This window comes from Paracoccus sp. PARArs4, assembly GCF_947311865.1.
In the GTDB taxonomy this organism is placed as follows: domain Bacteria; phylum Pseudomonadota; class Alphaproteobacteria; order Rhodobacterales; family Rhodobacteraceae; genus Paracoccus; species Paracoccus zeaxanthinifaciens.
The window spans coordinates 33449-53187 of the sequence record NZ_CAMZMW010000011.1 but is presented as its reverse complement, the minus strand read 5'-3'; the positions used below and the strand labels follow the sequence as shown (position 1 = coordinate 53187).

The 19739-nt window shown below is 67.2% G+C and carries 16 protein-coding genes; 8 read left to right on the top strand and 8 right to left on the bottom strand.

The features are described from left to right. Positions 1-3 precede the first annotated feature (3 nt). Positions 4-927 (bottom strand): oligopeptide ABC transporter permease OppB, encoded by a 924-nt coding sequence (gene oppB, locus QMZ16_RS10675; protein ID WP_022707627.1) that lies wholly within the window; start codon positions 925-927, stop codon positions 4-6. Positions 928-1017: 90 nt separating this feature from the next. Then, the gene (locus QMZ16_RS10670; RefSeq protein WP_282603236.1) at positions 1018-2619 is read right to left on the bottom strand and encodes a peptide ABC transporter substrate-binding protein; all 1602 of its coding nucleotides are present in this window, start codon (positions 2617-2619) and stop codon (positions 1018-1020) included. A gap of 128 nt (positions 2620-2747) precedes the next feature. On the opposite strand from QMZ16_RS10670, the gene cobU reads away from it, so the two are divergent. The 5 genes from cobU to QMZ16_RS10645 all read left to right on the top strand — a co-directional run bounded on the left by cobU (position 2748) and on the right by QMZ16_RS10645 (position 7452). Beyond that, positions 2748-3278, top strand: a complete 531-nt coding sequence (gene cobU, locus QMZ16_RS10665; protein WP_282603235.1) for a bifunctional adenosylcobinamide kinase/adenosylcobinamide-phosphate guanylyltransferase — start codon at positions 2748-2750, stop codon at positions 3276-3278. Continuing rightward, positions 3265-4218 carry a nicotinate-nucleotide--dimethylbenzimidazole phosphoribosyltransferase gene (cobT, locus tag QMZ16_RS10660; protein WP_282603234.1) on the top strand — a complete coding sequence of 318 codons (954 nt, stop codon included), beginning with the start codon at positions 3265-3267 and terminating at the stop codon, positions 4216-4218. The genes cobU and cobT overlap by 14 nt, the downstream gene beginning before the upstream one ends. Continuing rightward, the gene (gene cobS, locus QMZ16_RS10655; RefSeq protein WP_282603233.1) at positions 4211-4927 is read left to right on the top strand and encodes an adenosylcobinamide-GDP ribazoletransferase; all 717 of its coding nucleotides are present in this window, start codon (positions 4211-4213) and stop codon (positions 4925-4927) included. The genes cobT and cobS overlap by 8 nt, the downstream gene beginning before the upstream one ends. A gap of 117 nt (positions 4928-5044) precedes the next feature. Then, the gene (locus QMZ16_RS10650; protein WP_282603232.1) at positions 5045-5647 is read left to right on the top strand and encodes a TRAP transporter small permease subunit; all 603 of its coding nucleotides are present in this window, start codon (positions 5045-5047) and stop codon (positions 5645-5647) included. After that, the gene (locus QMZ16_RS10645; RefSeq protein WP_282603231.1) at positions 5644-7452 is read left to right on the top strand and encodes a TRAP transporter large permease subunit; all 1809 of its coding nucleotides are present in this window, start codon (positions 5644-5646) and stop codon (positions 7450-7452) included. Before QMZ16_RS10650 ends, QMZ16_RS10645 begins: the two co-directional genes overlap by 4 nt. A 60-nt stretch (positions 7453-7512) precedes the next feature. Here the strand turns inward: QMZ16_RS10645 and QMZ16_RS10640 are convergent, their stop codons facing one another. Further along, positions 7513-8631 carry a TRAP transporter substrate-binding protein gene (locus QMZ16_RS10640; protein WP_282603284.1) on the bottom strand — a complete coding sequence of 373 codons (1119 nt, stop codon included), beginning with the start codon at positions 8629-8631 and terminating at the stop codon, positions 7513-7515. Positions 8632-8876: 245 nt separating this feature from the next. On the opposite strand from QMZ16_RS10640, the gene QMZ16_RS10635 reads away from it, so the two are divergent. Then, positions 8877-10292: a PLP-dependent aminotransferase family protein gene (locus QMZ16_RS10635; RefSeq protein ID WP_282603230.1), complete on the top strand. Its 1416-nt coding sequence runs from the start codon at positions 8877-8879 to the stop codon at positions 10290-10292. A gap of 30 nt (positions 10293-10322) precedes the next feature. On the opposite strand, the gene eno is transcribed toward QMZ16_RS10635, so the two are convergent. From eno to QMZ16_RS10620, 3 genes are all read right to left on the bottom strand, one after another. Continuing rightward, entirely contained in the window at positions 10323-11597 is a 1275-nt protein-coding gene (gene eno / locus QMZ16_RS10630) for a phosphopyruvate hydratase (RefSeq protein WP_282603229.1), read from the bottom strand. Between the two features lie 68 nt (positions 11598-11665). Further along, on the bottom strand, positions 11666-12346 hold the full coding sequence (locus QMZ16_RS10625) for an endonuclease/exonuclease/phosphatase family protein (RefSeq protein WP_282603228.1): 681 nt from the start codon (positions 12344-12346) through the stop codon (positions 11666-11668). Between the two features lie 77 nt (positions 12347-12423). Next, positions 12424-13824, bottom strand: a complete 1401-nt coding sequence (locus QMZ16_RS10620; protein ID WP_348984665.1) for a protein adenylyltransferase SelO — start codon at positions 13822-13824, stop codon at positions 12424-12426. Between the two features lie 109 nt (positions 13825-13933). Between QMZ16_RS10620 and obgE the strand changes: the two genes are divergently transcribed. Both obgE and proB read left to right on the top strand, forming a co-directional pair. Then, positions 13934-14971, top strand: coding sequence for a GTPase ObgE (gene obgE / locus QMZ16_RS10615; RefSeq protein WP_022707639.1), 1038 nt, complete (start codon positions 13934-13936; stop codon positions 14969-14971). Beyond that, a complete protein-coding gene (gene proB / locus QMZ16_RS10610; RefSeq protein ID WP_282603226.1) occupies positions 14959-16071 on the top strand; it encodes a glutamate 5-kinase in 1113 nt (370 codons plus the stop codon). Before obgE ends, proB begins: the two co-directional genes overlap by 13 nt. A gap of 45 nt (positions 16072-16116) precedes the next feature. On the opposite strand, the gene QMZ16_RS10605 is transcribed toward proB, so the two are convergent. Together QMZ16_RS10605 and pepN are read right to left on the bottom strand one after the other, a co-directional pair. Further along, the gene (locus QMZ16_RS10605; protein WP_282603225.1) at positions 16117-17046 is read right to left on the bottom strand and encodes a lysophospholipid acyltransferase family protein; all 930 of its coding nucleotides are present in this window, start codon (positions 17044-17046) and stop codon (positions 16117-16119) included. Positions 17047-17071: 25 nt separating this feature from the next. Next, positions 17072-19645, bottom strand: coding sequence for an aminopeptidase N (gene pepN, locus QMZ16_RS10600; RefSeq protein ID WP_282603224.1), 2574 nt, complete (start codon positions 19643-19645; stop codon positions 17072-17074). Positions 19646-19739 lie beyond the last annotated feature (94 nt).

Genomic DNA, 19739 nt, shown 5'->3' with positions numbered 1-19739 from the left:
GCGTCAGTACCTGATCTTCGGGTCGATCCATGCATAGAGCACGTCGACGATGAGATTGAAGAGAATGGTCAGCGAGCCCACCAGGATCGTCACGCCCATCATGACCGCATAGTCGCGGTTCAGCGCGGAATCCACGAAGGCCTTCCCGATCCCCCCGGTCGAGAAATAGATGTCGATCACGACCGACCCGGTGATCATCGACACGAAGACAGGCCCCAGGTAGCTGATGACGGGCAGCAGCGCGGGTTTCAGCGCGTGGCGCAGGATGACGCGGTGTTCGGGCATCCCCTTGGCACGTGCGGTGCGGATGTGGTTCGAGCCCAGCACCTCCAGCATGGCGGATCGCGTGATCCGCGCGATGGACGCCATGTAGCTGGTCGCCAGCGCGATCACCGGCATGATCCAGAAGCTGGGATCGCTGAAGGACCAGCCCCCGCCCGGCAGCAGCCCGTACCACAGCGTCAGCACCAGGACCAGAAGCGGCGCCATGACGAAGTTCGGCAGCACCTGCGCCCCGATCGAGATGCCGACCGCCAGATAGTCCACCCAGCTGTTCTGGCGGATGGCCGCGACCGCGCCCAGGGATACGCCCACGACGACCGCGGCCACGAAGGACAGCGCGCCATAGGTCAGCGTCACGGGAAAGCCCGCGGCGATCAGCTGGTTCACCGTGCGGTCGGGATAGACGAAGCTGGGTCCGAAGTCGAAATGGACCACGATGCCATAGAGATAGTTCCAGATCTGTTTCCACAGCGGATCGTTCAGACCGTACTTGGCCTCGAGATTGGCAAGCACCTGCGGCGGCAGCGCGCGTTCGGCGGTGAAGGGGCCGCCCGGTGCCAGGTGCATCAGGGCGAAGGAGAAGACGATAAGCAGAAGCAACGTGGGTATTGCCACCGCCAGGCGTCGCAAGACGAATGCGATCATCGCAAGGGGGCCTTTCCTGCGGCATTAAATCCGAAGGGGCCGGGGCAGGTGATCACCCGCCCCGGCCCCGCAACAAGGGTCAGGCGTGGCTTATTCGGCCGCGCGATACAGATCCTTGGCATACCAGGTGTTCAGAAGGTTCTCGCGCGGGAGACCCTTGATCGCCGGGTTGATCATGTCGACCTTGGCATAGTGATAGACGAAGACGGCGGGCGCCTCCTCGGCCAGGATCTCCTCGGCGCGCTGGTACAGCGGCGTGGTGTCCTCGGCGGTGCGGGCCTCGGCCAGAAGCTGGTCGTATTCCTCGTTCGACCACTTGCCGCTGTTGTAGCCGTCGGTGCGGAACCAGTCGAGGAAGGTCGAGGCCTCGTTGTAGTCGGCGCACCACGCATAGCGGGCCAGTTCGAAGTCCTGGCTCTGCAGGCGGTCGGTGTGGACCTTCCACTCGACGTTGTTCAGCTCGATCTCGATGCCCAGGGGGCGCCAGAACTGCTGGGCCGCGATGGCCAGCAGGCGGTGGCTGTCATCGGTATTGTACTGCAGCGACAGCTTCAGCGGGTTGTCGGGACCGTAACCGGCCTCGGCCAGCAGCTCCTTGGCCTTCTCCTGGCGCTCGGGCATGGGCATGTCCTTCATGCCGCCCTCGGGTGCCGCGAAGCCGTTGATCGCCCAGTGCGTCCAGCTGTAGCTGGGTTCCTGGCCGCCCTGCAGCACCTGGTCCACGATGACCTCGCGGTTCAGGCCCAGTGCCAGCGCCTGGCGCACGCGCACGTCCTTCAGCGCCTCGGGGCCCTTGTCGGACACGTTCATCACATAGGCATAGGAGCAGCCATAGGGGACCGAGACCGCCTGTTCGGGGAACTCCTCCTTCAGGCGCGGGAACTGGCCTGCGGGGATCTGCACGCGGTCCAGCTCGCCCGCCTGATAGCGGGTCAGCGCCACGTTGTTGTCGTTGACGGTCACGCCGCGGACGGTCTCCATCACGACGTTGTCGGCATCCCAGTATTCGGGGTTCTTGTTCAGGACGATGTCGACGCCCAGGTTGTGGCTGGCCAGCGTGAAGGCGCCGTTGCCCACCAGGTTCGCGGGCTGGGTCCAGGCGTCGCCATGTTCCTCGACAACGGCCTGCGGCACCGGATAGGTGGTGGCATGCGACAGCGTGTTCAGGAAGTAGGGGGTCGGCGTGGTCAGCTTCACTTCCAGCGTCTTGTCGTCGATCGCGCGGACGCCCAGCTGGTCGGGGGTGGCGTCACCCGCAATGATCTGCGTCGCGTTCTCGATGTTCATCAGCTCGATATACCAGGCGTATTCCGAGGCGGTTTCCGGGTTCACCACGCGCTGCCAGGCATAGACGAAATCGCCCGCCGTCACCGGATCGCCGTTCGACCATTTCGCGTCGCGCAGCGTGAAGGTGTAGGTCAGCTGATCCTCGCTGATCTCGTGGCTTTCGGCGACGCCGGGGATCATGTTGCCCGCGGCATCCTCGTTCATCAGCCCCTCGAACAGCGAACGCAGCACGTCCGAGCCCTCGACATCCGTATTCTTGGCCGGGTCCAGCGACTTGATCGCGTCCAGCAGCCAATAGGTATAGGTCTGGTTCTCGGCCAGGGTGTCGCCCTCGGCGACCTCGACGGCATAGGCGGGAAGCGACAGCGCCGCCAGCAGGGCGGTCGTCGTGAAAAGCTTGGTCATCCCATCTCCTCCAAGTTGAAGTTCGGCGTCTGATGCGCCGGAATGGCGCGAAGTTACCGATAGTGCAAAAACTGGCAAGCGGCTTTGACGCTTCCCAAGCGGGCGCGGCTGTGGAATGGATGCCTGTCATGAGCGGAAACGGATTCATCACGCTGGTCACCGGCGGCGCACGGTCGGGGAAATCGGCACTGGCCGAACGGCTGGTCGCACGCCATGCGGGGCCGCCCGTCTATATCGCCACGGCCGAGGCCCGCGACGGCGAGATGACCGAAAGAATAGTTCAACATCAATCACGTCGCGGTGACGGCTGGTCGTTGCACGAGGAACCGCGCGACCTTGCGGGCGCGCTGCGGGCGACGGACGGGCAGGGGCCGCGTCTGGTCGATTGCCTGACCTTGTGGCTGGCCAATTGCGAAGGATCGGCGGATTTCAGCGCGCTTCTGGCGACGTTACGTCAGCAATGCTGTCCTGTCGTCATCGTGACCAACGAACTGGGGCAGGGCATCGTGCCCGAAAACGCGCTGGCGCGTCGTTTCCGCGACGATCACGGGCGGATGAACCAGCTTGTCGCCGAGATCGCGGACGAGGTCTGGATGTCCGTGAGCGGCCAGCCATTGCGACTGAAACCGGGAAGGGATCTGCCGGATGAACCTCTTTGACGACAGCGCCGCGAAGGCCGCCCGCGACCGGCAGGATCAGCTGACCAAGCCGCAGGGATCGCTTGGCCGGCTGGAGGATCTGGCCGTGTTCATGGCGGGTTGGCAGGGCCGTGCGCGGCCCCGGATCGACCGGGCGCAGGCGCTGGTCTTTGCGGGCAATCACGGTGTGGTGGCGCAGGGGATCACGCCCTTCCCGCCCGAGGTGACGGCCGCGATGGTCGCGAATTTCGAGGCGGGCGGCGCGGCGATCAACCAGCTTTGCCGTGCGGCGGGGGCCGATCTGTCGGTCGTCGCGCTGGACCTGGACCGGCCGACGGCGGATTTCACCCAAGGCCCCGCCATGACCGCCGCCGAGGTTTCGGACGCGATGGCGCGCGGCTCGGATGCGGTCGATGCGGATGCCGACATCCTGATCCTGGGCGAGATGGGGATCGGCAACTCGACCATCGCCGCCGCGCTGGCCGCCACCTGCTTCGGGGGTCGGGCCGAGGATTGGGTCGGACCGGGCACCGGATCGGTCGGCGATCAGCTGGCCGCGAAGATGCGCGTCGTGACCGAGGGGCTTGCCCTCCACGCGCCCGCCGACACGGCGGGCACGCTTGCGGCATTCGGCGGGCGTGAACAGGCCGCCATCTGCGGGGCGATCCGGCGGGCGCGCGACCTGCGCATCCCGGTGATCCTCGACGGGTTCATCTGCTGCGCCGCAGCCGCGGTCCTGCTGCGCGACGACCCCGATGCGCTGACCCATTGCCTGATCGGACACGAGAGCGCCGAGCCCGGCCACCGCCGCCTTATCGCGGCGCTTGGCATGCAGCCGATCCTGTCGCTGGACATGCGTCTTGGCGAAGGCTCGGGGGCGGCGCTGGCGCTGAACATCCTCCGCGCGGCGCTGGCCTGCCATGACGGCATGGCGACCTTTGCCGAGGCCGGCATTGGCTAGGCTGCGGCAACTGCTGCTGGCGGTGGCGTTCCTGACCCGCCTGCCGGTCGGGTGGCTGCTGCCTGCGCAGGTCCTGCCGCTTGGCAGCGCGCTCTGGGCCTTTCCGCTGGTGGGGATGCTGATCGGCGCGATCGCGGGGCTGCCGATCCTGATCTTCGGGTCGGGGATGCTGCAGGCGGCGCTGGCGGTCGGGCTGGCCGCATGGCTGACCGGCGCGCTGCACGAGGACGCGCTGGCCGATTTCGCCGACGCCGCCGGTGGCCGCGACCGCGAAAGCCGCCTTGCGATCATGCGCGACAGCCGGATCGGCAGCTTCGGGACGATGGCGCTGATCTGCGTGACCGCGATCCGCATCGCGGCGCTGGCCCATCTGCCCCTCGCGGCGCTGGTCGGCGCAGCCGGGGTCGCGCGGCTGATGCCCGTCCTGATGCTGCGCCTGATGCACCCCGCGCGGGCCGACGGCCTGGGGCACGGCACCGACAGGCCGCAGGTTCCCGACCTGCTGGCGGCGATCCTGCTGGGCTGTGTCGCGCTGCTGGTCGCGCCCGCCCCGCTGATGGCGGGTGCCGCGGCGCTGATCGCCGCCTGGGTCGTCGCGCGCCGCGCCATCCGCATGGTCGGCGGACACACGGGTGACGTGCTGGGCGCCGCCGCGATTCTTGCGGAAACTGCAGCAATTTGCGCGATGGCACTGATTTCACTTCCCTGACGCAGGGGAATCTTGACCGCGACATATCGCTTGCAGCATACCGAACCCCACGGAGACAAAACCCGGCGGGAACCGGGGAGGGGCGCCTGATGCCCCGCCGTGAGGGAGGGTAAAATCATGGGCGGCCTACTGGCCATTTCGCGCGGCATCGACCGCATGACGACCGCGATCGGGCGCAGCGTGGCGTGGTTGATCCTGCTGGCGATCCTCGTCAGCGCGATCAACGCGATCGTGCGCAAGGTCTTCAGCATCTCGTCCAACGCCTGGCTCGAGCTTCAGTGGTACCTGTTCGGGGCGGCCTTCATGCTGGCCTCGGCCTATACGTTGCTGCAGAACGAACATATCCGCATCGACGTGATCTATGGCCGCTGGTCGCGGCGGGCGCAGCACTGGATCGACCTGATCGGGACGCTGCTGTTCCTGCTGCCCTTCACGGCGCTGATGATCTGGGTCGTCACCCCCAAGCTGATCGAGAACATCGTCGAGAACGAGATCTCGATGAACGCGGGCGGCCTGCTGATCTGGCCCGCGCGGGCGATCCTGCTGGCGGGCTTCGTGCTGCTGTTCATCCAGGGCCTGTCCGAGATCGTGAAGAAGATCGCCGTCATGCGCGGCCTGATCGACGACCCCCATCCCCACACCTCGCCCCATGACAGCGCGCTGCACGAGGCCGAGCTGATGGCCAAGGGCTTCGATGACCTGCCGGAGGACCGCAAGTGATCGACCTCATCGCGCATAATCTTGCGCCCATCATGTTCTTCTCGATGGTCGTGTTCCTGCTGTTCGGATACCCCATCGCCTTCGCGCTGGCGGCGAACGGCCTGCTGTTCTTCTTCTTCGGGGTGTTCCTGACGCCGCTGTCGGACCAGGTGAACCTGGGCTGGAACCTGCTGGGCGCGCTTGGCGACCGGGTCTTCGGCGTCATGCGGAACGACACGCTGCTGGCCATTCCGTTCTTCACCTTCATGGGGATCGTGCTCGAACGCTCTCGCATGGCCGAGGAGCTTCTGGACACGATCGGCCAGCTGTTCGGCCCGGTCCGTGGTGGCCTTGCCTATGCGGTGATCCTGGTCGGCGCGCTGCTGGCCGCCACGACCGGCGTTGTCGCGGCATCGGTCATCTCGATGGGGCTGATCTCTCTGCCGATCATGATGCGCTATGGCTATGACAAGCGCGTGGCGACGGGTGTCATCACGGCATCCGGGACGCTGGCACAGATCATCCCGCCCAGCCTGGTCCTGATCGTGCTGGCCGACCAGCTGGGCCGCTCGGTCGGCGACATGTACCGCGCGGCCATGCTGCCCGCGCTGGCGCTGGTCGCGATCTACATGATCTACGTCCTGGTGCTGACCATCCTGCGTCCGAAGGCCATGCCCGCGCTGCCCCCCGAGGCACGCCAGCTGGGCTCCGGCGGCTGGTCGCTGCTGGGCGCGATCCTTGCATCGGTCGGGATCTACTGGGTGACGCAGCGGTTCATGGGCCCCAGCCTTGGCGATGACAGCCAGATCTGGGCCGCGGCGCTGACCGTCGTCGTGATGCTGCTGATCGCGCTGGCCGACGAACGCCTGCGCACGGGGCTGCTGTCGCCCATGACGCGGCAGGTCATCATCGTGATGATCCCGCCGCTGGCGCTGGTCTTCCTGGTGCTGGGCACGATCTTCCTGGGGATCGCCACCCCGACCGAGGGCGGCGCGATGGGTGCGACCGGCGCGCTGATCCTGGCGGCGCTGAAGGGGCGGCTGTCCTTCAAGGTGGTCGATCAGGCGCTGATGTCGACGGTCAAGCTGTCGGCCTTCGTCATGTTCATCCTGATCGGGGCGACGGTCTTCTCGCTGACCTACTATTCGATCAACGGCCATATCTGGGTGCGCGACCTGCTGACCGCGCTGCCGGGGGGAGAATACGGCTTCCTCATCGCCGTCTGCGCGATCATCTTCTTCCTGGCCTTCTTCCTCGACTTCTTCGAACTGGCCTTCGTGATCGTGCCCCTGCTGATCCCCGCCGCCAACGCGCTGGAGATCGACCTGGTGTGGTTCGGCGTCATCCTTGCGGTGACGATGCAGACCTCGTTCCTGACGCCGCCGGTGGGCTTCGCGCTGTTCTACCTGCGCTCGGTCGCGCCGCGCGAACCCTATCAGGATCACGTCACGGGGCGGACCATGTCGGCGGTGACGACGCTGGACATCTATCGCGGGGCGGTGCCCTTCGTGCTGCTGCAGATCCTGATGATCGCCGCGGTGATCGCCTTCCCGGCGATGGTCATGCACTACAAGGGGCCGGTCGTGGATGTGTCCGACGTCAAGATCGAGATCCCGATGGGCGGCGGCTTCGGCGGCGGTCTTGGTGGCGGACTTGGTGGCGAACTGGGCGATGGGCAGTCGGGCGGCTTCGGTTCGCTTGGCGGGCTGGGGGGCGGTTCGCCCTTCGACAGCGCGCCCGCCGAGACGCCGGAGCCCGCGCAGCCCCAGTCCGGCGGCATGGGCCTCGGGTTCGGGGGTCCGCCCCCGGGCCTGTCAGGGAACTGAGCGCAAGAAGAAGGGCCGGCGATCCGCCGGCCCTTCGCATTTCCACCGATATGGCTTCGATCAGCCTTCGCTGGCCAGGGCGCCGTTGCGCTGCTGGATCATCATGAAGGTGTCGAAGGTGTATTCGGTCGTCTGCTGGTACAGGTACCATTCGTCGCGATAGCCGAGCATCGCCTCGTACTGGGTCTTGAAGGACTCGTTCTCGGCCGAGATCTCGGCATAGACCTCCTGTGCGGCGTTGAACGCGGCGGTCAGAACCTCTTCGTTGAAGGAACGCAGCTGCGCGCCGGTGGCGACCAGCTCCTTCAGGGCGGCGGGGTTCTTCATGTCGTATTTCGCCAGCATGTTCTGGTCCGTCGCCTGGCAGGCCGTGCGGAACAGCGACTTGTAGCTGTCGGGCAGCTCGTCCCACTTGCCCTTGTTGACGAAGAAGCTGACCGTCGGGCCACCTTCCCAGAAACCGGGATAGTAGTAGTAGGGCGCGACCTTCTGGAAGCCCAGCTTGCTGTCGTCATAGGGGCCGACCCATTCCGCCGCGTCGATCGTCCCGCGTTCGAGCGAGGGATAGATGTCGCCGCCCGCGATCTGCTGCGGCACGACGCCCATCTTCTCCATCACGCGGCCCGCAAGGCCCGAGATGCGCATCTTCAGGCCCTGCATGTCTGCCAGCCCGTTGATTTCCTTGCGGTACCAGCCACCCATCTGCGCGCCGGTATTGCCGCCCGGATAGGATACGAGGTTGTGCTGTTCGAGGAAGGTGTTGTACTGCTCGATCCCGCCGCCGTGATAGTTGTAGGCAGCCTTGGCGCGTGCCGACAGCGTGAAGGGCAGGTCGGCGCCGCAGGCGAAGGCCGGGTCCTTGCCCCAGTTGTAGTAGCCCACCGAATGCGAGCATTCGACCGTGCCGTCGGTCGTCGCGTTGATCGCGTCCAGCCCCGGAACGATCTCGCCGGCCGAGAAGACCTGGATGTTGAACTTGCCGTCCGTCGCCTCGTTCAGGCGCGTCGACAGATCCTCGGCCCCGCCATAGATCGTGTCCAGCGACTTGGGGAAGGACGATGCCAGGCGCCAGGTCACCTGAGGTGCCTCCTGCGCGATGGCGGGCGCTGCAAGCACGCTGCCCGCCGCCGCGGTGGCACCGCCGACCGATGCGGTCGTCAGGAAGGACCGGCGGTCCAGCTTCTTCTGATCTTTCATGTGTTTTCCTCCTCTGCGGGCGTGGCCCTTCGCGGCCTGTTTTCCGCCCCTCCGTGCCCGCAGTTTAGTCCGCCTTGCCGCCCTGTCGAGGGTGAATGACGCAGCGGCGTACGAATATTCCGCCGTTATCGCATGGGTTTGTCGCATGTTGCGTGGCGGTTTCGATTGTGCCGGTCAGGCTGTCGCATTACTGTCGTTCGGGCACTGATCAAAGGATAGGCAAGGGCATGCGCATCGAGGACTGGGACCCCGACCTTTCGCGTCATCCGGGCCCCAAGTTCAGGGCCCTTGCGAATGCGCTGCGCGAGGCCGCACGCTCGGGCGAGCTGGCCCCCGGAACGCGGCTGCCGCCCATGCGCGACCTGGCCTGGCGGCTGAAGGTCACCACCGGAACCGTCGCGCGCGCCTATCAGCTGGCCGCGACCGAGGGCGTGGTCGAAAGCCATGTCGGCCGCGGCAGCTTCATCGCGGCGCCGCCTTCCGACCGGCCCGCGCCGCAGCCGCTGCTGTACGAGGCCGTCGATCAGGGCGAACGCGGGGCCGAGATCGCGGATCTGCGCGTGCCCCGTCTGCCCGACATGGGCCAGCCCGAGGTCATCAGCCGCATCATGTGCGAGGCCGTCGCCGGGCTGGACGAGGATATCCTGGACTATACCCAGCTGACCCGCGACCTGGCCTGCCGCGAGGTTCTGGTCGACTGGCTGGCGCAGCGCCCGGTGGGTAGCATCACGGCGGACGACCTGGTGCTGACGAATGGCGGGCAGCACGCGATCACGCTGGTCATGTCGATCGCGCTGGCCGACCGGCCCGCCAAGGTGATGGTGGAATCCCTGACCTATCCCGGCATCGTTCACGCCGCGCGCCTGATGCGGACCGAGACGCTGCCCGTCGCGATGGACGATCAGGGCATGATCCCCGCCGACCTTGAACGGGTCGCGCGTGAAACCGGTGCGCGGCTGGTCTGCCTGACGCCCTCGGCCCAGAACCCGACGCTGGCCGCGATGGGCCACGAACGGCGCGCGCAGATCGTCGCCATCGCCCGCCGTCACGACCTGCAGATCGTCGAGGACGAATGTTACGCCCCCAGCAGCCCGAACGACGCGTTGCCGACGCTGCGGATGCTGGCCCCTGAACGCGTCTGGCACGTGGCAAGCCTGTCCAAGGTGATAGCCGCCGGTCTGCGCTTCGGCATGATGATCTGCCCCGAGGGCATGGGCGCGACCAGCCGCATCGCCGCCCAGCACAGCCATATGGGGATCGCCCTGCCGATCATGTCGCTGGTTCATCGCCTGATCGAGGGCGGGGAGGCCGCGCGCATGGCGCATCAGGTGCTGGTCGAGGTCGAGGATCGGCGCTGGCTGGCGCTGGACATGCTGGGCGCCCTGGGCGCGGTGTCGCAGCCAGGCGTGCCCATCCTGTGGCTGCCGCTGCCCGAACGCTGGAAGGCGGACGATTTCGTCGCGCGTGCGGCCGCATCGGGCGTGATCGTTCGCCCGGCATCCGATTTCCGCGTCGGTCGCGGCGATGCCCCCGAAGCGGTGCGCATCTCGCTCAATTGTCGTCAGGAACGTGCGCGCCTGGCCGAGGCGCTGGCGACGATCGCGCAGCTGGCGATCGGCGGGCCCGATATCGGCCCGGAATGAGGACGGCCCCCGAAGGGGCCGCCCGTCATCTCAGCGAAGGATCGAACGACCCGCGTATTTCGCGGTCGCGCCCAGCATTTCCTCGATGCGGATCAGCTGGTTGTACTTCGCCAGCCGGTCCGAACGCGCCAGCGAGCCGGTCTTGATCTGACCGCAGTTGGTGGCAACGGCCAGGTCGGCGATGGTCGCGTCCTCGGTTTCGCCCGAACGGTGGGACATGACGCTGGTGAAGCCCGCACGGTCGGCCATGCGCACGGCGTCCAGCGTTTCGGACAGCGTGCCGATCTGGTTGACCTTGACCAGCAGGCTGTTGCCGCAGCCCTTCTCGATGCCGTCGGCAAGGCGGGTCGGGTTGGTCACGAACAGGTCGTCGCCCACCAGCTGGACCGTGTCGCCAAGGCGGTCGGTCAGCATCTTCCAGCCTTCCCAGTCATCTTCCGAGCAGCCGTCCTCGATCGACAGGATCGGATAATCGGCGCAGAGCGAGGCGAGGTAGTCGACATTCTCGGCCGGGGTCAGCGACAGACCCTCGCCCTTCATCTCGTACTTGCCGTCCTTGAAATACTCGGTCGAGGCGCAGTCCAGCGCCAGCATGATGTCCTCGCCGGGCTTGTAGCCGGCCTTCTCGACGGCCTTCAGGATGAAGTCCAGCGCGTCGCGGGTCGAGGACAGGTTCGGCGCAAAGCCGCCCTCGTCGCCGATGCCGGTCGACAGGCCCGCCGCCGAGAGTTCCTTCTTCAGCGTGTGGAAGATCTCCGAGCCCATGCGGACGGCTTCGCGGATGTTCTCCGCGCTGACCGGCATGATCATGAATTCCTGGATGTCGATCGGGTTGTCGGCATGTTCGCCGCCATTGATGATGTTCATCATCGGGACCGGCAGGACATGCGCCGAGGTGCCGCCGATATAGCGATAGAGCGGCTGGCCCGTCGCCTCGGCCGCGGCCTTGGCCACCGCCATCGACACGCCCAGGATCGCGTTCGCGCCAAGACGGCCCTTGTTGGGGGCGCCGTCCAGCTCGATCATCAGCTCGTCGATGGCGCGCTGCTCGGTCGCGTCCTCGCCGACCAGGTTCTCGGCGATCTCGCCGTTGACGGCGGCGACGGCCTCCAGGACGCCCTTGCCCATGTAACGCGACTTGTCGCCGTCGCGCTTCTCGACGGCTTCATGCGCGCCGGTCGATGCGCCCGAGGGGACGGCCGCACGGCCCATGGTGCCGTCTTCCAGCGTCACGTCGACTTCGACGGTCGGGTTGCCGCGGCTGTCCAGGATCTCTCGTGCGAAGATGTCAACGATGATGGTCATGTGCCCCTCCTTCAGAACTATGTTAGCGCCTTCATAGCGGCGCGTTGCCGCAGCGAAAAGCGACAATTTCAAGGCACCGCGATCCGCGCCCAGATCGGCAGGTGGTCGGATGCGTCGCGCGCACGCGCCCCGTGGAAGACCCCGCTGTCCAGAAGTTCGAGGTTGCGCGACATCGCCATCCGGTCCAGCCGCAGCCGGGGCAGGGGCGCGGGCCAGGACGGTCCCGGTGCCAGCACGCGGAAGCCCGCAAGGGATTCCAGCCCGCGATCGTCCGACCATTCGTTGAAATCGCCCATCAGCACGATGTGATCTTCCGCGATGCGGGCCGCCTGCGCCGTGATCCGCGCCAGCTGCTGCCTGCGCGACCTGCGCGCCAGCCCCAGATGCACCCCGATCACGGTCAGCCCCGGCAGGCGCAGGGCGACCGCGCCGCGCGGCTCCAGCCCCGGCAGGGGCAGGCGGCGGACGACCGCGATCTCGGCCAGGTGGGGGCGCATCAGGATGGTCTGGCCGTGCCAGCCGAGGCTGCTTTCGGTCGTCCCGGACATGCGCGCGGGCACGAGGCCGGTCTCGGACAGGATCAGCTTGCGCGGAAGGGCCTCGGGGCGGACGCCGAAGCGAAAGTCCACCTCTTGCAGGGCGATGATGTCGGGGGCCAGTTCGCGGATGACGGCAAGGTTGCGTTCGGGGGCGTGGGGGCCGGTGAGGCCGCGGCACTTGTGCAGGTTGTAGCTGGCCAGAGTGAGCATGCGGTCCTCGTTCCCGTTCCGGAAACGATCATGCGCGGCGCGCGCCCGACTGCAAGGGGCGCGCGCCGATATGGGGGTCACGTTCCGCAGAAGGTCCGGCGCACGGCCTCGGAACTGGTCGGGGCGGTCGACAGACCGCTCCAGTCGGCCCGCGCCTCGAAGGGCCGGGTGCAGGCGTCCAGCAGCCTGCGGAAGGGCTGCATGTCGCCCGCGACGGCGGATTCGATGGCGCCCTCGATCCGGTGGTTGCGCGGGATGCGCAGCGGGTTGACGCGGGCCATCAGGGCCATGTCCGGCGACAGCGCCTGCCAGTCGGCGTGCCAAGCGTCGAAGGCCTCGCGGTCGATGAACTCGTCCCGTGCGCCGCCATGCGCAAGGCCCGCGAAGACGCGGGTGAAGTCCGCGCGTTGCTGCGCCATCAGCGTCAGCAGACGCTCGATCAGGGCCTGGTGCTGCGCGCCGTCGATGCCCAGCTTCGCGCCGAAGCGTTCCAGCCATGCCGCCTGATACAGCGGACCGAAGCGATGGACGGCCTTGGTCGCGGCCTCGACCGCGGCCTCTTCTTCGCCCATCAGGGGGATCAGGCAGGTCGCGAATTGCGCAAGGTTCCAGACCGCCATCTGCGGCTGTTGCGCCCAGGCATAGCGGCCCTGCGTGTCGATCGAGGAAAAGACCGTATCCGGATGATATGCATCCATGAATGCGCAGGGGCCGTAATCGATCGTCTCGCCCGAGATCGCCATGTTGTCGGTGTTCATAACCCCGTGGATGAACCCGAGCGCCATCCAGTCGGCAATGGTGCGGGCCTGCCGCGCGACGACGGCGTCCAGCAGTTCCAGCGGATCCTTGCACTGCGGATAGTGGCGGTCGATGACGTGGTCGGTCAGCTGGCGCAGACGCTCGATATCGTCGCGGACGGCGAAATACTGGAACGTGCCCACGCGGATATGGCTGGCCGCGACGCGCGTCAGCACCGCGCCCGGAAGCCCGCCCTGTTCTCGGAACACCAGATCGCCCGTCGCGATGGCCGCAAGCGCACGGGTCGTCGGCACGCCCATCGCCGCCATGTATTCGCTGACGAGGTATTCGCGCAGCACCGGCCCCATCCATGCCCGACCGTCGCCGCGCCGCGAGAACGGCGTCTTGCCCGAGCCTTTCAGCTGCAGGTCGAAGCGCTGCCCGTCGGGGGCGATCACCTCGCCCAGCAGCACCGCGCGCCCATCGCCCAGCTGCGGCGAGAAGCCCCCGAACTGGTGCCCGGCATAGGCCTGCGCGATCGGTTCGGCGCCATCGGGAACGGCGTTCCCGGCCAGCATCTCGACGCCCTCGGACGCCAGATGCGCGGGATCCAGGCCCAACCGCTCGGCCAGGGTCTCGTTCAGCACCAGAAGCCGCGGGCTGCTGACCGGCGTCGGCCGGGTGCGGGCGAAGAAGCCCTGCGGCAGACGGGCATAGCTGTTGTCGAAATGGATCATCATGCACTCCTTCGCAACAAACATAGGTGCGGCGCCGCGCTTTGCCAGTAGGGCGGGCTTGCGCCATATCGCCCGAAGGCGTATCCGCAGGGCCGAACCAAGGAGCCTCGCGATGAAATTTCTGGACCTCGCAAAAGTCTATATCCGCTCGGGCGGGGGTGGCGCCGGCTGCGTGTCCTTCCGTCGCGAGAAATTCGTGGAATATGGCGGCCCCGATGGCGGTGACGGCGGCAAGGGCGGCGACGTCTGGGCCGAGGCCGTGGACGGGCTGAACACGCTGATCGACTTCCGCTATCAGCAGCATTTCTTCGCCAAGTCCGGGCAGCACGGCATGGGCAGCCAGATGACCGGCAAGTCCGGCGACGAGATCGTCCTGCGCGTCCCCGTCGGCACCCAGATCCTGGAAGAGGACGAGGACACCGTCATCGCCGACCTGACCGAGGTCGGCCAGCGCGTGCTGCTGGCGCGCGGCGGCAATGGCGGCTGGGGCAACCTGCATTTCAAGACCTCGACCAACCGTGCGCCGCGCAACGCGAACCCCGGCCAGCCGGGGGTCGAGCGGACCATCTGGCTGCGCCTGAAGCTGATCGCGGATGGCGGTCTTGTCGGTCTGCCGAACGCGGGCAAGTCGACCTTCCTTGCGACCGTGTCGAACGCGCGTCCCAAGATCGCCGATTATCCCTTCACCACGCTGCATCCGAACCTGGGCGTCGTGGGCGTGGACGGCCATGAATTCGTGATGGCCGACATTCCCGGCCTGATCGAGGGCGCAAGCGAGGGCAGGGGCCTGGGCGACCAGTTCCTCGGCCATGTCGAACGCAGCAACGTGCTGCTGCACCTGGTCGATGGCACATCCGAGGATGTCGCGGGCGATGCGCGCACCATCCTGAACGAGCTTGAAGCCTACAGCCCGATCCTGATGCAGAAGCCGCGCGTGACGGTGCTGAACAAGATCGACGCGCTGGATGCCGAAACGCTGGAGGAACGCCACGCCGCGCTGGAAGCCGAGATCGGCGGCCAGGTGCGCCTGATGTCCAGCGTCGCCAAGCAGGGCGTGCAGGAGGTTCTGCGCGCCTTGTGGGCGCAGGTCGAGCCGACCCGCCGCAGCGCCTCCGAGATTGAGGGCGACGACGCCCCGTGGCAGCCGTGACGCCTTCCCTGCGCGGGGCGCGTCGGCTGGTCGTCAAGGTCGGGTCGGCCCTGCTGGTCGGTCCCGACGGGCTTCGCGCGGATTGGCTTCGCGGACTGTGCGACGACGTGGCCGAATGGCGGCGTCAGGGCGTGGACGTGGTGCTGGTCAGTTCGGGCTCGATCGCGCTTGGGCGGCGGGTGCTGGACCTGCCGCAAGGTGCGCTGCCGCTGGAACAGGCGCAGGCCGCCGCCGCGGTCGGCCAGATCCGCCTCGCCCGCGCCTACGAGGAAGCCCTGGCACCGCATGGCGTCAAGACCGCGCAGGTTCTTCTGACGCTGGAGGACAGCGCGGATCGGCGCCGTTACCTCAACAGCCGCGCGACGATGCAGACCCTGCTGTCGCTTGGCGCGGTTCCCATCGTGAACGAGAACGACACCGTCGCGACCGACGAGATTCGCTTTGGCGACAACGACCGGCTGGCCGCGCAGATCGCCGTGACCTGCGGCGCGGACCAGCTTCTGCTGCTGTCTGACGTGGACGGGCTGTACACCGCGAACCCCAAGACCGACCCCGACGCGCGCCACCTTCCGGTGATCGAGGCCATCACCCCCGAGATCGAGGCGATGGGCGGCGATCCGGTATCCGGTCTGTCCAAGGGCGGGATGAAGACCAAGCTGATGGCCGCGCGGACCGCCGTTGCGGGCGGCTGCGCGATGGCCATTGCCGAAGGCTCGGTGATGCGTCCGCTGTCGGCGGTGGCGAATGGCGCCCGCGCCAGCTGGTTCCTGGCCGAGAGCGATCCGCAGGCTGCGCGCAAGCGCTGGATCGGCGCGATGAAGCCGCGCGGTGCGCTGCATGTCGATCAGGGCGCCGTCGCGGCACTGGGGCGCGGCAAGTCGCTGCTGCCGGCGGGCGTCACCCGGATCGAGGGTGATTTCGGTCGCGGCGAGCCCGTGGCGATCACCGGCCCCGCCGGGCAGACCATCGGGCTGGGACTGACGCGTTACACCGCCTCCGAGGCCGCGATGATCGCAGGTCATCAATCGGCGGAAATTGAGACTATCCTCGGCTATGCCGGTCGTGCGGCGCTGATTCATCGCGACGACATGGCGTTATGAATGGTGTTGTGACGGGCGCGGGTCGAACCCCGCGCCGTCATTGCCTCAGGCCTTCTGCCCCAACCTGCGACGCTGACCGACGACGCGCCCGATCCCGCGCCCTGGCTGCCACTGGGGCGAGGTCGCGCCCGGTTCGGGCAGCGACAGGGTGCGGTCGCGCAGAAGCTGGATCGCCTCGTCACCGCTGCGCGGCAGATCGGATGGCCGGATCGGCGCACCGATGGTCACGCGATAGGGCTGACGGGTCTTGTTCAGCACCTCGTTGAACAGGGTCACGTCGCGCAGCGTCGGGTGGATCTTGTCGAACAGGTAGAACAGCAACGAGTTGCGCGCACGGATGCGCAGCGGAATGACCGGCACGTCGAACTTGCGCGCGATCATCGCGGCGCTGGCCATCCAGGGCCGTTCGTTCAGCTGCGTGCCCTCGCGCTTGGCAAGCCGACCCGAGGGGAAGATCAGCCCGATCCGACCGCTTTCCAGCGCCGCGCGGGTATAGTCCATCGTGGCCTTGGTCTTGGCATGGCTGCGTTTCTCGTGCCGCCATTCGACGCCTGCGATCATGTCCTCGGTCTGGGGCAGCACGCGGATCATGTCGTGGTTGGCATAGATGAACAGGTCGTCCCGCAGTTGCGAGATCAGCGCGTGCAGGAAAATGCCGTCGGCGATGCCCGTCGGATGGTTGGCCACGATCAGGGCGGGGCCGGACGCGGGCAGGTTCTCCATCCCCTCGACGGTCAGGTCGTGGACGATCATGTCGCCCATCCGGCGCATGATCTCGTCCGAGGGCAGGTCGCGGAACTGCGCGCCCAGCTCGACCGTGCGGGGATAGCGCAGCAGCAGCATCATCGCCCATTTGACCAGCCGATGATGCGGTCTGCCGGAATAGAGCCATGGCGCACGCTCCGCGATCAACGGATCCAGTCGCGCGCGCATCTCGCGCTTGGCCTCTGCCGTGGCTTTGCCGGTTCGGATCATGTCCCTTCCCCCCACCATCGCGACCTCAGGCACCGGCCGCAATCATGCGCGACACCATTTCGCGCGTATTGCGGCTCAAACCCTTTCGGGCGGCAATCCGTTCCAAGGCGGCCAGGGCATTCGCCCGGCGACCGTCATCATAGCGCGGCCACGTCTCGAACGCGGTGGACATGCGCGCGGCGATCTGCGGGTTGACCTCGTCCATCCGGATCAGCCAATCCGCCGTGAAATCATAGCCCGAACCGTCCGCTGCATGGAAGCCCGCATGGTTCGCGGCCAGCCCGCCGATCAACGAGCGGAACCGGTTGGGGTTCTTCCAGTCGAAATCGTCGCGTGCGGCCAGCGTCGCGGCCACGTCTGCTGCATCGCGTGGGGATGCGGCCATCGGCTGGACGGCGAACCACTTGTCCATGACCAGCCGGTTGTCGCCGAATTCGGCCAGCATCGCATCCAGCGCACCCTGCGCGGCGCCCTGGCGGATCAGCACCGACAGCGCGCCCATGCGCTCGGTCATGTTGCCCGCCGCGCCGAACAGGACCTGCGCGCGTTCGCCGCCGTCGATCCGGCCCAGCAGCCCAAGCGCGGCCAGCCGCAGCGCACGGCGGGCCGCGCCATCGGCGTCGGGGCTGTAGGGGCCCGTGACCTCCATCGCGTCATAGAGCCGTTCCAGCAGGTCGCGATGCGTCGTGGCGATACGGCGCGCAAGGCCGTCGCGGGCATCATGGATCGCATCCGGGTCGGGGACGTGGCCCTGCGCGGTCAGGCGCGTCGCGATTTCCTCGTCCGAGGGCAGCGCAAGGCACAGCGCTCGGAAGGCCGGGTCCGCCGCGTCGTCGCCCGCCAGCGCGCCGATCGCATCGACATATTCGCCGCCCGCATCCTGACCCCGCGCCAGCCGCGTCAGCGCGGACAGCGCAAGCTCTCGGCCGGCTTCCCACCGGGCGAAGGGGTCGGTGTCATGCGCCAGCAGGAAGGCGCGGGTTTCGTCGTCGATCTGGCGTTCCAGCATCACCGGCGCCGAGAAGCCGCGCAGGACCGACACGACCGGACGCGCGCCCAGCCCCTCGAAGGCGAAGCTCTGGCTGTCTTCGGTCATCTCGAGGATGCGCGTCGGCAGGACTTCTTCGCCATTCGGGCCGATCAGGCCGACGGCGATGGGGATCACGCGTGCGGGCTTGTCAGGCTGTCCGGGCGTCGGCGCGGTCGATTGCGCGAAATCCAGCGTGAGGGTGCCGTCGGACCAATGCTCGGTCATGGTCAGGCGCGGCGTGCCCGCGTCGGTGTACCAGCGCTTGAACTGGCCCAGGTCGCGACCCGTCGCGTCCTCGAAGACCTTCAGCCAATCCTCGATCGTGGCGGCATCGCCGTCGTGGCGTTCGAAATACAGGTCCAGCGCCCTTGCATAACCGTCCTTGCCCACGAGACGCCTGAGCATGCCGATCACCTCGGCGCCCTTCTCGTAGACGGTGGCGGTGTAGAAATTGTTGATCTCTTCGTAGCGGTCGGGGCGCGGGGGATGCGCCAGCGGGCCCTGATCCTCGCGGAACTGGCGGGCGCGGAGCGTGCGGACATCCTCGATCCGCTTGACCGGGGCGCTGCGCATGTCGCTGGTGAACTGCTGGTCGCGGAAGACGGTCAGCCCTTCCTTGAGGCACAGCTGGAACCAGTCGCGGCAGGTGATCCGGTTGCCGGTCCAGTTGTGGAAATATTCATGCGCGATGACCGCCTCGATCCGTTCGTAATCGGTATCCGTCGCGGTCTCCGGGCTTGCCAGCACCAGCTTCGAGTTGAAGATATTGAGGCCCTTGTTCTCCATCGCGCCCATGTTGAAGTCATCGACGGCGACGATGTTGAACACGTCCAGGTCGTATTCGCGGCCATAGACATCCTCGTCCCACCGCATCGACTTGATCAGCGATTCCATGGCAAAGCCTGCGCGGTCCTGATCGCCGGGACGCACCCAGACGTTCAGCGCCACGTCGCGGCCCGATTTCGTGACGAAGCTGTCGCTGACGGCCGTCAGATCCCCCGCGACCAGCGCGAACAGATAGGCGGGCTTCGGCCAGGGGTCGTGCCATTCGGCCAGGCCGGGTTCCTGCCGGACGGGGTTGCCGTTCGACAGCAGCACCGGCTTGTCGCTGCGGATCGTGACGCGGAAGGTCGTCATCACGTCCGGGCGGTCGGGATAGAAGGTGATGTGGCGGAAGCCCTCGGCCTCGCACTGGGTGCAGAAGATGCCGCCGGACAGGTACAGCCCCTCGAACGCGGTATTCGCGGCGGGGTCGATGCGGACCTGCGTCTCCAGCGTGAAGGGGCCGTCGGGCAGGGCCGCCGCCGCGATCACCAGCCTTTCGTCGTCGCGCGTCACATGCGCGTCGTCGGGGGCGGTCCCGTCGATGGCCAGCGACAGAAGCTGCACCCCCGATCCGCCATCGAGGACCAGATCCTCGAGGCCGTCGCGCGGGGCCATGTCGATCGCCGCGGCGACCAGCGTCGCCTGCGGGTCCAGCGTCACGTCCAGACGCGTCTCCGACAGGATGAAGGGGTAGGGACGGTAATCCGCCAGAAGTTGGACGGGCTGTGAAATCGGCGAGGGCATGTCGGGCCTTTGCTTCCATTTGTCCTGCAGGAGGGAACCCCTGCCTTGCCATCGTGTTAATGGGCAGATGGTCTGCCCGCAAGTCGGACTGCGC

Bases quoted from the DNA above. Each gene is read 5' to 3' on its own strand.
- oppB (WP_022707627.1), bottom strand. From the start codon at position 927: ATGATCGCATTCGTCTTGCGACGCCTGGCGGTGGCAATACCCACGTTG.
- QMZ16_RS10620 (WP_348984665.1), bottom strand. From the start codon at position 13,824: ATGATGATCCATTTCGACAACAGCTATGCCCGTCTGCCGCAGGGCTTC.
- obgE (WP_022707639.1), top strand. From the start codon at position 13,934: ATGAAATTTCTGGACCTCGCAAAAGTCTATATCCGCTCGGGCGGGGGT.
- cobT (WP_282603234.1), top strand. From the start codon at position 3,265: ATGAACCTCTTTGACGACAGCGCCGCGAAGGCCGCCCGCGACCGGCAG.
- cobU (WP_282603235.1), top strand. From the start codon at position 2,748: ATGAGCGGAAACGGATTCATCACGCTGGTCACCGGCGGCGCACGGTCG.
- pepN (WP_282603224.1), bottom strand. From the start codon at position 19,645: ATGCCCTCGCCGATTTCACAGCCCGTCCAACTTCTGGCGGATTACCGT.
- QMZ16_RS10625 (WP_282603228.1), bottom strand. From the start codon at position 12,346: ATGCTCACTCTGGCCAGCTACAACCTGCACAAGTGCCGCGGCCTCACC.
- QMZ16_RS10670 (WP_282603236.1), bottom strand. From the start codon at position 2,619: ATGACCAAGCTTTTCACGACGACCGCCCTGCTGGCGGCGCTGTCGCTT.
- eno (WP_282603229.1), bottom strand. From the start codon at position 11,597: ATGACCATCATCGTTGACATCTTCGCACGAGAGATCCTGGACAGCCGC.
- QMZ16_RS10650 (WP_282603232.1), top strand. From the start codon at position 5,045: ATGGGCGGCCTACTGGCCATTTCGCGCGGCATCGACCGCATGACGACC.
- QMZ16_RS10605 (WP_282603225.1), bottom strand. From the start codon at position 17,046: ATGATCCGAACCGGCAAAGCCACGGCAGAGGCCAAGCGCGAGATGCGC.
- QMZ16_RS10635 (WP_282603230.1), top strand. From the start codon at position 8,877: ATGCGCATCGAGGACTGGGACCCCGACCTTTCGCGTCATCCGGGCCCC.